The organism is Microcoleus sp. PH2017_05_CCC_O_A, from assembly GCF_020738785.1.
GTDB lineage: Bacteria > Cyanobacteriota > Cyanobacteriia > Cyanobacteriales > Microcoleaceae > Microcoleus.
Genome location: NZ_JAEQCB010000156.1, coordinates 1 through 11,633, shown reverse-complemented (window position 1 = coordinate 11,633; position 11,633 = coordinate 1). Strand labels below are relative to the sequence as shown.

Annotated in this window: 8 protein-coding genes and 1 pseudogene; 6 read left to right on the top strand and 3 right to left on the bottom strand. The window is 47.8% G+C overall.

Going from position 1 to position 11,633, the window contains the following annotated elements; translation table 11 throughout:
• Together JGK20_RS27610 and JGK20_RS27605 are read left to right on the top strand one after the other, a co-directional pair.
• Positions 1-121: pseudogene (locus JGK20_RS27610) on the top strand (photosystem II protein D2); the annotation flags it as partial.
• A 106-nt stretch (positions 122-227) separates the two neighbouring features.
• A complete protein-coding gene (locus JGK20_RS27605) occupies positions 228-476 on the top strand; it encodes a hypothetical protein (RefSeq protein ID WP_293186923.1) in 249 nt (82 codons plus the stop codon).
• A gap of 326 nt (positions 477-802) precedes the next feature.
• On the opposite strand, the gene JGK20_RS27600 is transcribed toward JGK20_RS27605, so the two are convergent.
• Positions 803-937, bottom strand: coding sequence for a hypothetical protein (locus JGK20_RS27600; protein ID WP_293193883.1), 135 nt, complete (start codon positions 935-937; stop codon positions 803-805).
• 126 nt (positions 938-1,063) lie between these two features.
• Between JGK20_RS27600 and JGK20_RS27595 the strand changes: the two genes are divergently transcribed.
• The 3 genes from JGK20_RS27595 (at position 1,064) to JGK20_RS27585 (ending at position 5,921) form a co-directional block, all read left to right on the top strand.
• Entirely contained in the window at positions 1,064-1,345 is a 282-nt protein-coding gene (locus JGK20_RS27595) for a 4a-hydroxytetrahydrobiopterin dehydratase (RefSeq protein ID WP_293186922.1), read from the top strand.
• Between the two features lie 445 nt (positions 1,346-1,790).
• Positions 1,791-3,437 (top strand): HD domain-containing phosphohydrolase, encoded by a 1,647-nt coding sequence (locus tag JGK20_RS27590; RefSeq protein ID WP_293193881.1) that lies wholly within the window; start codon positions 1,791-1,793, stop codon positions 3,435-3,437.
• A 291-nt stretch (positions 3,438-3,728) separates the two neighbouring features.
• Positions 3,729-5,921 carry an iron uptake porin gene (locus JGK20_RS27585; RefSeq protein WP_293232839.1) on the top strand — a complete coding sequence of 731 codons (2,193 nt, stop codon included), beginning with the start codon at positions 3,729-3,731 and terminating at the stop codon, positions 5,919-5,921.
• 117 nt (positions 5,922-6,038) lie between these two features.
• On the opposite strand, the gene JGK20_RS27580 is transcribed toward JGK20_RS27585, so the two are convergent.
• Both JGK20_RS27580 and JGK20_RS27575 read right to left on the bottom strand, forming a co-directional pair.
• On the bottom strand, positions 6,039-6,740 hold the full coding sequence (locus JGK20_RS27580) for a PEP-CTERM sorting domain-containing protein (protein ID WP_293232837.1): 702 nt from the start codon (positions 6,738-6,740) through the stop codon (positions 6,039-6,041).
• 45 nt (positions 6,741-6,785) lie between these two features.
• Complete coding sequence (locus JGK20_RS27575) at positions 6,786-7,997, bottom strand: M50 family metallopeptidase (protein WP_293232835.1); 1,212 nt, start codon at positions 7,995-7,997, stop codon at positions 6,786-6,788.
• A gap of 108 nt (positions 7,998-8,105) precedes the next feature.
• Between JGK20_RS27575 and JGK20_RS27570 the strand changes: the two genes are divergently transcribed.
• A partial coding sequence (locus tag JGK20_RS27570) for a dockerin type I domain-containing protein (protein WP_293232833.1) occupies positions 8,106-11,633 on the top strand: 3,528 nt, incomplete at its 3' end.

The following is an 11,633-nucleotide window of genomic DNA, read 5'->3' as shown; positions in this document are numbered from 1 at the left end:
GTTCTACACTAAGAACATTCTGCTTAACGAAGGCATTCGTGCTTGGATGGCTCCGACCGACCAACCCCACGAAAACTTCATCTTCCCTGAAGAAGTTCTACCTCGCGGTAACGCTCTCTAATCAGTGCGAAGTATCAAAAATTGCAACATTTTGAAAGGGTAAGATAAATTAGTTTAGGCTTTACCCTCAATGTTTAAAAAGCTCCTGCCGCTCGGTAGGAGCTTTTTTGATTTCAGTAATCCGATCGCACATTTCCCTCTTTATACCTGCCCCACAGAAAAAGCAATCCGCTCAAAAGCTCGTTAGCGAAGCCCGCGCCTACGGCGGCTACGCCAACGAAGAGGATCGCCCGCTGGCTGTAGAGAGCGATCGAAAACCTCGATACGTCAGTAATTTGCCCTCATCTTGCAAAAATATTAATTTGCATCCCCCCACTTCTAATTCCTTGTGTTATTCTAATCATTGTGACTACTGAAATGATACTCAGAACGCAGGTTCTTTCGGTTACGCTGGCAAGGGCTAGCGCACAAATCCTCACACCAGATCTTGTATTTGGGTGAGGTGCGTTCAAATATGAAGCCATTTAGCTAATCCTGGAGGTGATGCCCATGATAGAAAGTAGTAAATGCATGGGTCATCAGATTGGAAACTACCGGCTGTGCGCCGGGGCCGCTCACTAGCAGTCAGCCGTCGTTTCCAACTGGAAACGAATTCCATCGGGAACCAGGCTCAGCTAGGGATTCTCCCGGCAGTCAGGTTCTAATCTGAAGACCCGCTAGACCGCTCTCACCTCAAATAGTGTTAAATCTTAAGTATTAAAACTTGAGCCTCAATACTATTGGTGAGAGCGGATAGTTTTTGGTCGGATTTTTGACCAGAAATAATTGGTTGAAAGTCGGAACCCTGCTCGGGAGAAATTAAAATCAGACTATTCATTACTCCAATCCTCGGACTTAAGGGTAGAGGTCGCTCTTAAACTGTCAACTGTCAACTGTCAACTGTCAACTGTTGACAGGTGGGCTGTTAATCTCCCAAAAAGCTTATCCCAAAATAAAAAAAATTATGGCAGATCTACTTAACGATACTGAAATTCAAGAGCGCGCCAGTCAATTATCGGGCTGGACGGTGGAAGGTAAGCAACTGCGGTGTACCCGTTTATTTAAAGATTTTATCGGCGCGATCGCCTTTGTGAATAAGTTGGTCGCCCCCTCAGAAGCGGCAGGACATCACCCCGACATAGAAATCTCCTATAACCAAGTAACAGTTAACTTGACAACTCACGATGCCGGAGGCTTAACTGAGAAAGACATGGCGCTAGCCCAAGAGATTTCTGCGCTAAATTAGCTAGTTAGGCGGGAATCCCCACCCCATATTGTTTACAGATTGGGGTGGGATGAAAGCCAAGTTGATTGAGGTGGGATGGTTGACCAATCCCGTAGGGCTCGGAAGCCATCACCGCCGAAATCGACAATCTTTGATATCATTGAACCACAGTGGGGCTGGACGTGTTCCTCACTATAAAACGCCGTAGAGAGAAACAGTTTGGAGTATCTCGAAGGAAGATCTAGATATCCTTTACAGGACTCAGATGCCCAAACTATATTGCTTGCAATTAGTGTGGGAGCGTCACAAGAGTTCTCATTTTCCTAGCCGCCACTGCATCTAGCGACAGTCCCAAGAGCAGAAAGCCCGCTCAAAAGAAAATATCGACTCTGGGTTAAAATCGGGTGTGAGAAAGTCGAGATGCAACAAGTCCAATGTATTAAAGGCTATTCGCCATCCTCCGACCATGATCGTATTTGAAAGGCCAGAGTTCTTGAACGAATCTGCTCAAAGAACAGAACTGATAGAAAAGCTTTTGGATATTGGCGCGGCGCTCTCTAGCGCCCCCGATTTGGGCGGGTTGTTAAACTTGATTTTATCCAAAAGCCGGGAAATCACCTACAGCGATGCGGGCAGCGTTTATTTAGTAGATCACAGCGACGAGAAATCTAAGTTGCTGTTCAAGGTAGCTCAAAATGGTTCTAAACCCAGACTGTCGTTTAAGGAGTTTGCCCTGCCGCTGACAGACAAAAGCTTGGCGGGATACGTGGCAATTACAGGTCAAAGTTTGAACCTGTCTGATGCCTATGACTTGCCTCCCGATGTACCCTACCAGCTAGATACGAGTTTTGACAGGGATATTAATTACCGCACTTGCTCGGTAATGGTGTTGCCGATGCAAAACCGACAGGGCGAGACAATAGGCGTACTGCAACTGATCAACCGCAAAAAAAAGGCAGATGAGGTGCTGACGGCAGAGAATGCCTGGGAATCGACGCAGCAGTATTCCGAGTGGGAAGAAAGGATAGTTCGATCGCTCGCTTCTCAAGCAGCAATCTCGATCGAGCGCAATCAACTCCAAGAAAGCATAGAACACTTGTTCGAGGGCTTCGTCAAAGCAAGCGTGCAAGTCATAGAAGCCCGAGATCCATGTACCTTCGGCCATTCAGAACGAGTTGCAGCCCTGACAGTACGCCTGTCAGAAGAAGTAAACGCCGTCAGCAGCGGATGGCTGCGCTCTATTTACTTTAACAACCGTCAAATTCAAGAAATTCGCTACGCCGCCCTGCTGCACGATTTTGGCAAAATCGGAGTACCAGAAGCAGTTTTGACCAAGCAGAAAAAGCTCTACCCCTCACAGCTAGAAATCATTCGCCACCGTTTCGCCCTAGCTCAGCGGACGCTGGAAATGGAATGCGTCCAGTCTAAATACAAATACTTGCTAGAGCATTCAGCTTACCGAAAACACCCGGACTCTGGGCCAGAGTGCGCTAAATGCCAGGAAATAGAACAGCTAGACACGGCGCTAGCAGACGCAAAAACCAGATTGGCAGAATATTGGGAAGTCCTGCTAGAGGCCAACGAACCTCACATTTTGGCAGAAGAACCCCTAGCTCAACTGCTAGAACTTTCTCGGCAAACTTACAGAGATATAGACGGGGCAATTAAACCTCTGCTGAGTCCAGACGAAATCGTGCAATTGATGGTGTCGAGGGGCAACCTGACGCCGACAGAACGATCGGCAATCGAATCTCACGTCACTCACACTTACGAATTTCTCAGCCAAATTCCGTGGACAAAGGATCTAAAAAATGTTCCCCAAATAGCCTACGGACACCATGAAAAACTCGACGGCACAGGCTATCCACGAGGTCTAACAGACTCAGAAATCCCCATTCAAGCGCAATTGATGACGATCGCCGATATTTATGACGCCCTGACAGCCGGCGATCGCCCCTACAAACGAGCTTTGCGAACAGATGCAGCAATGAAAATTTTGCGGCAAGAAGCAGCTCACAACAAAATCAACGCCGATTTATTAGAACTGTTCGACCGTCGCCGAGTCTTTAGCGTCCTAGGACACGGTTTGGATGCAAAAGTCGAATCAGTATAGACGATTCGGACGTGCTGTGCTAAAAAGTAAATAGGCTATCGAGCGCCTAATGTGTCAGTAGTCCAATCAATCCCAAGTCCAAGTATGGTAAGGTTTTGAGGCAGTTGAGTACCTAGTCAAAAACAGGCACCCGACAGCAGCCAATCACATCCATACACTCAGTTAGTCCCCAAAAATCAAAAGAAAAAGTGAATTTTAGGTCTCTTTTTAAAGTATGCTAGTTTAGCAACTACTGACCACATAGAAGACTCGAAAAGTTTCTCTGTAATCGGTGTGAGGATGAGAGTGAATATGTCGAAATTTTTGTGGAGTTACCTACTAATCAGCCCAGCAGTCTTAGGAGCTACCCTAGTAGTTTCTTCGAGCGCGATGGCAGCAGACGCTCAGCAAGCTGCTGATGCGCTCAAGCCTCAAGCTGCCCAAGCTGAAACAGGCCAAGCCTCCGAAGCCAAAGTTAATGCTTTAGCGGCTGTTGACGAAACTACCGCAGCACTAAAGCCAGTCGAAGAAATTTCCCAAGGAACAGGCAGCGAAACCAAGCCAGCGATTGCAGATGCCAGCCCTGCTGCAACGGGCAGCGCGATCGCCTCCGCCACCACAGACCCCGCAGCAACAAATCTTGAAGCTGCATCACAACCTGTAACTGAATCTTTAGCAGCAGTTGAGCCAACAGTCGCTCAACCAGTAGAAAATTCAGCGGCAGCCAGACTAGAAAATCCAGCCCCAGCAGCTACCGCTGTCAAGGAGCAAATCAGTGCAGTTCAATTAGAAACTACTGCCCCGGCAGTTGCAGAGCAGGCACAACAAAATTTGCCCTCTCCGGCCCAATCTCTAGCCCAAACTGTCGCACCACAAGCTCAAAACCCAGCCGCCACATTAGAACAGGTCAACGAGTACAGCAGCGAAGGTGCTGGTGGCGAAACTCAGGCTCAAGTAACCTCAGTATCTCAACTTTCCGACGTGCGGCCCACAGACTGGGCATTCCAAGCACTGCAATCCCTAGTCGAGCGCTACGGCTGTATTGCCGGGTATCCAGACGGCACATTCCGCGGCAACCGGGCAATGACCCGCTACGAATTTGCCGCCGGTTTAAACGCTTGCTTAGACAAAGTTAACGAGCTAATTAAAGCAGGTACAACCAACTTAGCGACAAAAGACGACTTGGCAGCCCTCCAACGGCTCCAGGAAGAATTTGCAGCAGAACTGGCAACCTTGCGCGGCCGCGTCGATGCTCTGGAAGCTCGCACATCCGAACTCGAAGCTAACCAATTTTCAACTACTACCAAACTGACTGGGGAAGCAATTTTTGCCCTCAGCGACGACTTTGGTGGCAATGATGGCTTGTTTGGCAGAGACAACAGAAGAGTCGGTACGGGTAACAATGAAGCCGTCTTCCAACAGCGGGTACGTCTCAATTTAAATACGAGCTTCACCGGCAGAGACTTGTTGCTCACCAGACTGGATGTGGGCAACGGTCAAAACTTTAACTTGGGGGCGACGAGCGAAGGTACTCAAACCTGGAACGTAGTTGGCAGAACCGACAACGTTTTTCACTTGGGCAGCTTGCTTTACAAGTTCCCCGCTAGCAATCGGTTGAACGTTACCATTGAAGCCGCTAACGGTATTTGGAACGATTTCATTCCTACCGTCAACCCTTACTTTGAAGACTTTGACGGCGGTAATGGCTCCCTCAGCGCCTTCGGTCAGAGCAACCCAATTTATCGCCTAGGTGGCGGTGCTGGTATCGGCTTCGATTACGCCTTCGGTGGCAGAGGCTTGCTGGGCGGCGTGTTCGGCCCGACTTCTCTGTCCTTCGGATATTTGGCGTCAAATCCAGCAAGTCCCGCCAAGGGCGCAGGCTTGTTCAATGGCGACTACGCAGCGATGGGGCAGTTGACTTTTACCCCGGGACGCAACTTGCAAGTTGCTCTCACTTACAACCACGGTTACTTTAGCAGAGGTAACTTCGGGTTTGACAACGGTTTGGGGAACGGGCCAGACAAACTTGGCGGTTTTACAGGCACGGGCGTGGCTAATTCCATCAACGGTTTGAGCGAAGGCTTTGACGGCTTCCGCGCTCGCAAAGTTGTCAGCAACTCCTACGGTGCTGAGGCTTCGTTCCGACTCAGCCCGAGATTTATCATTGGGGGCTGGGCTGGTTTAACCAATGCTCGTATTCTCGGCGTCGGCGATGCGAGAATTTGGAACTACGCAGCCACTTTGGCTTTGCCCGATTTAGGGAAAGAAGGCAACTTGCTGGGCTTTGTGGTAGGTCGTGAGCCTTACTTGGATAAACTTGAGGCTCCTGGCAATTTGCGGAACTTCAGCAACGATACTTCGTGGCACTTTGAAGGCTTCTACAAGTTCAAGCTCTCGGACAACATTGCCGTGACTCCGGGCGTCATTTGGATTACCAACCCGAATCAAGACCGCAATAATGACGACATCATTATTGGTACTCTGAGAACTACTTTCACGTTCTAAGAGTGCGTTTTAAGAGGCAGGGAGAGTCATATTCTCTCTCTGCTAACAACTCTATAATTTAACATTAGCCCTGCTTGTCGCAGGGCTTTTTTGTGTGGCGGACAAATGCAGCTCATCTTATTTAAAAGTCCTTTTCCCCACCTTCCTCTTCCACCAGCACCCCAAGCCAAAAGCTAAACCAACACCTGCGATCGTAGTAGGTTCCGGCACAGTTTCAGACTCAGACTCGTACTCATAGGCGAGAGTAAGCTTTGAGTCAGTCGTGACAGTGCCCGCGTAAGTGACCGTTGTAGGCGTTCCTAAAACTCTCACAGTACCCATAGCCACAATACTAGCAGCAATTAAATCCCCAGCACACCCACTAAACATATTTAGGTACTGTGGCGAACTATAACTCCTTGAAACAATACCACTCGCACTCCCACCTCTAGCCCCCGCAGCCCCCGATTCAATACTCATTTCCGGCGGATTTGCAAACAAACTCAAAACCAAATTCGGGTCAGCTTTTAAACTCGGTAAATTCACAGCAATTTGAGCATTCGTTACCGCCGTCCCAGTAAAATTGCTAGCAGGAACAATGCTGATATCACTGTTCACCGTTGACTCAACTTTAACATAAGCCTTTAACAGCGTCCCTAACAGCGAATTAAACTTAGGCAGCACCCCATTCAGCGTACTATTAACTGGCTGCTGCTTCAAATTTACCGTATAAGTTTGCGTGAGAACAGCAGCTTGTACAGGAATTGCGATCGAATTGAAAGCAGAAAAACCCAAAGCCCCAGAAACAACCACTACTCCTAATTTTTGATATCCATTCATTACGACACACTCCTAAATAATCACTGAACTTTCTCGCTTATTTGTTTAACTGCCAGACAGCAAGTTAAACTTATAAAAATCGATAAACCTCGGCATATTTTGCACCGCCCAATCAACAACAGCAGACAACAGATAACCTAAAACCCAGACCGTATAAGCTATGCTAAAAGGAGCATAAGCAGCCAAAGTCCAGCAGTCTGAAGGTTCTTCCCAAATCTGTTCTCGTCGCAGCAAACGATCGTAAAATTGAAAAGACCTCGATCGCAAATTGTTAATCCCAGTCAAAGCAACTAGCAAATAATAGCCATCAAACTTATTCAAAGGGTTGAGATTAAAAACTACAGTGACAAGCGTAGCTATCATCAGCAAATAGCTAGCAAAATGCCATCCAGAATTAGGCTTAGACAAAACCCAAACCCAAACCGAAAAAGCCCAGATAGCCACCTGCACCAACACGCCTGCTGCCACTACAAAAACGCGCTGCTTCCGCCTCACTAAACTATACTGATCTGTGGTATCCGTATAGCATCCCGGTATCAAACATAAAAACAGCAGCCCCATTTCTGGGACAACACCACCGTAGTGCTTCAAAGTAAAAGCGTGACCCAATTCGTGCAGACCAACTACTACCATAATCAGTAGCACAAATGTTAACAGAGTTGTAATTTCCCCTGTAGCCCAAACCTGTTGATTGGAAGCAGAAACCTCGTCAGCCAAAGCCAGCCACACAGCCAGAGAAGCACTGATTAAAACACCCAGAAAAAAGGCAAATTGCCAAGTCCAAATCCAGCGGAGTTTACCCGTATGTTTAGTTAGCCAAGCATCGGGATTCAACAAGGGAATTTGCAAAGACAATAATTGCTGAATGTTGAATTTGTTTGGGGGTGGTTTTGGAGGTTGGGTTCCCTCTAACATTCCCGTTTCTGCCAGCATCCGCAGCAAGTATTGCAAATCCTCCAAAGTAATGTCATAGATGTCTGCGATATCGCCGATCGGCTTGAAGCCCAATTCTTCCATTACCTCTTTGTCAGAATTGTCAACTTGCAAGCAAGTAACGCCTTCGGAGTTGCGGAGTATCCAATAGCCGTCTGGGTGCGGTATCCACAGTACCGTTGATTTGAGTTTAGGGCCATAAAGAATCGTTGGAGAATCTTCACTCGGATTTTGAGATATAGATTCCCCCTCTTCCTTAGTTAAGTCGGGACTTACGCACGGGTGGTCAGAAACCGGGTTTTTCACCAAATCTGTGGGCGACACGAAGTATTTTCGCAAAAAACCCGGTTTCTCGGCCCAAATGCGTAAGTCCTATACTCAATTAACTGCCTGGGTTTTCAAGGTCACTACTAAAAACGGGGGCTTCAGTGTATGGTCTGGCATTCAAAAGGCTTTCAAGTCCGCAAAAATAAAGGGGTTGAGAATTCTCCCCCAAAAACTCGTCGCCCACGAAAGACATTCATCCTGGAACGAATTATCACCCCCAGCGCCCTAGTTCCTGGTGGTGTGGATGACCATGACGCGCTGCATCAGATTCTCAACTCTCTAAGTTTTCTAAGTTTTGACCTTTCAGACTGGGCCCAAAAATTTCATCACACCCTAGCCCACGCGACAAATTTACACTTATTTGCAGATAGCGGTGCGGGTACTTGCCCAACTTCCCCCGATGGCGACTTGCCGCCAATTATTGACTTTGACCCCTTGGGCTTGTACTCTCCCCCACAACCGACACCAGGGCCCAACATTCAAGGAGCCTTTGATACCCTGCCGCCCCCAATTATACTGCCCATAGATCCGCCTGGAACCAATAACAAAGTACCTACAGACTTAGGTGGCGCTTACACATTTACAACCAAAACAGCATCAGGTAATAACGAAGCAGGTTCAGCGAATCAATACACCTTCAGCATCGCCAATTCCGAACTCAATTCCACAGATTCAGACACCGTACTCGTTGGAATTTCAGTAGAATCAAAAGACAATCAAAAACTCCCCGAACTACCCGAAATAGATAAACTCACACCAATTTCCATATCAACCAACACAAACAGTAACTACTCCCTATTTGCCATCAAAAAATCAGGCTTAAACCTGCTTAACTTGAACAGCGCATCAAGTAGCGCATACACTCTCAAACTAAACATAGCAGGCGACATCAACAGCGACGGCCGAGTTGATACAACAGACAGACAACTCCTAAATAACGCTCTAGGCAGCACAGCAACAGACCCCAATTATACAATTAACCTCGACCTCAACCGCGATGGAATCATCAACTCAGTAGACCAAACTCTCCTCAACAACAACTTCGGCTTCATCACCAACAAACCACCAGTCACCTCCCCATTCTCAACCAACACCCATGCAGAATTGGAGACAATCATACCCTTAATCGGTAAAGCAACAGACCCCGAAAACGACCCCATCTCCTACAACACGCTCAACCCAATTAACGGTACTGTAAAATTCGATCCCATTACCAAAACAGCAACCTTCAAACCCACACCCGGATTCTCAGGCATCGCCAGCTTTGACTTCATAGCCAGCGACGGCTATAACAGTGGAATACCAGCAAAAGTAACAGTCAACGTCAGCGGAGCCCCGCTACTTTCCTTAGACTTCGCCAATCGCAACCCTCAGCTTTATCCAGGAGACAATACAAAATTAGTTGTGCTGGGAGACTTCGCCGACCAAAAAGGCGTAGTGCTGCCAGATTCTTACTTAACATACACATCATTAAATCCAGAAATAGCACCCATTGACCCCTTCGGAAAAATCACAGGATTAGCCAACGGAACCTCAATTTTTACAGCATCTCGCAACAACATTCAAGCCGTGACTGCGGCACGAATAGGCGAACTGCCAATTCCTGCTAACGATGACGAATGGAACGCCCTACTAGCAGAAATTTACGGCTTAGATGTTTACCCCAAAGCAGTAACATTAACAACAGGAGTAAAGCGCTCCTTACTGGTAGGAATTCAAGGACTTACCGACTCTCCAGACCTCAAATTCGGCTCTACTGGCACTCGCTACTTCGTCAGTAACCCCAATGTATTGCAAGTAAATTCAGACGGCGTAATTACTGCTGTAGGTGAAGGAATTGCCAGCGTCACCGTCATCGATGGAGCAGCAGAAAAAGTAGTTCCAGTGCGCGTAGAAAAGCCTTTGATAGGCCCTGCTACTTTAGGAGTTGATGGCGGAGTCGTGCAAGGCAGCGACGGCTCAGTAGTAATGGTAGCTCCTACTGCCTTAACTCAAGATACAACAGTTAACATAACGCCACTTAGCAGCACTTCACTACCACTGCCATTCCCCGACAGCATGAAATTTGCTGGCGGATTCAATTTAGAATTGGGGAACACCCCCTTGAAGATACCCGTCCAATTGGCAATTCCAGCGCCAGTTGGCGTACCAATCGGCACCGAAGTTTTATTTATGCGGAAGGGGTCGCTACCGACTGGGACTGATAGCTGGAACGAAACTTGGCTGATACAAGAATCAGGAGTAGTAGGTGCAGACGGCTACATCCGCACCACTTCCCCACCCTTTCCAGGCGTGACAGAGAGCGGGACTTATACAATTGGATTATTACCCGCAGGAATGCCATCAGTCAGTTCAATTGTTAACGCCAGCACAAAAGCTAATTCAGGACTAATTAACCTTTCGACTAACCTTAACTTTGAGAATAGTTATTTAGGAGCAAAAACGAGTGGAATTGGTGCAGTCGCAGCCACAGAAAATCAATTCGAGGCAACAACATCACTATTAGCTTACTTAGCCCAATCTTCAAACCAGCCACTGGAAATAATCGGAATTCCCAAAGTTGGGGAAACTGTCGTCACTACGGCTCAGGTACAACTCAATACACAAGGAGTTCCTACAGTTTCAGCAGTTCTCAATGGGCCAGACAGTGGGCTAGCAATTCCCTTGGAACCGCCATCGCTAGAGTCGGCGCAACTGGAGTTCTCCAACAGCGAACCTGTAATATTCTTAACAGGTAGCAATTTCCTCAATGGGCTCAACGGCAATCTGGGTGCTAGTTTCGGGGATTTGAAGGTTGACTTCAAGGTGTCCGGTAAGAGCTACTCAGGCACTGTTGTACCGGGACTCAGTAGTTCCCTGGGAGAAAACCGCTATAAAGTGGCGATAAAAGCTCCTATCAGCGTACCTTTGGGCGAGTCGGAAATTGTGCTGTCGCGGCAGCAGAAAGAGCGTTTTGGCCCTGGCCCTGTTGATTCTGAGGTGGTTAAACGTTCGAGTTTTGAAGACCTCCAATTAAAGCCTGTATTTTCTGACCTAATACTGGTAGCACAGCGCTCTAGTGACAAAATTCAGGTAATTGACGCTCTCAGTTCAGTTCCGACCCCTCCAAGCGCGCAACAGAAGCCTCCCAAGGATTTATCGGTGGGGATACCGGGGACAACGGTAGGGACAACCTTAGACCGTCCGGGATTGTTAGCTGTCACCAGTAATGCGACTCGCGCCTATGTACCTTTGGAATATACGGGGCGGGTGGCGATGGTGGATTTGTTGGCGCGGCGTCCGGTTGATGCTGATGCTTCTACGGCTGCTGTTGATGATATTAATTTGCCCAGTGGTGCATCTCCTGGAGCAATATCTATTGACCCTTGGGATAATTATGCTTACATAACGGACTCTAAACGGGGCAGCATTTATGTTCTGGATGTCAATCCTGACTCGCCAAGCTATAACGAAGTTGTTCGGACTATCTCAGTTAATGCTACGTCAGGACTGCGCCAGATTGCGGTTAGCAGTGACGGGCGCAAGCTGTTTGCGACTGCGGCTGATGGTTATATTTACGCTGTGAATATTGACCCTGAAGACAAACCGACGGTTCCGAATTCTAATCCCCGGAAGTGGGGGGAGCAAATTGGA

What these genes read in the sequence shown, in the direction of transcription:
- JGK20_RS27580 (WP_293232837.1), bottom strand. Translation starts at nt 6,740, where the DNA reads ATGAATGGATATCAAAAATTAGGAGTAGTGGTTGTTTCTGGGGCTTTG.
- JGK20_RS27600 (WP_293193883.1), bottom strand. Translation starts at nt 937, where the DNA reads ATGAATAGTCTGATTTTAATTTCTCCCGAGCAGGGTTCCGACTTTCAA.
- JGK20_RS27585 (WP_293232839.1), top strand. Translation starts at nt 3,729, where the DNA reads ATGTCGAAATTTTTGTGGAGTTACCTACTAATCAGCCCAGCAGTCTTA.
- JGK20_RS27595 (WP_293186922.1), top strand. Translation starts at nt 1,064, where the DNA reads ATGGCAGATCTACTTAACGATACTGAAATTCAAGAGCGCGCCAGTCAA.
- JGK20_RS27590 (WP_293193881.1), top strand. Translation starts at nt 1,791, where the DNA reads ATGATCGTATTTGAAAGGCCAGAGTTCTTGAACGAATCTGCTCAAAGA.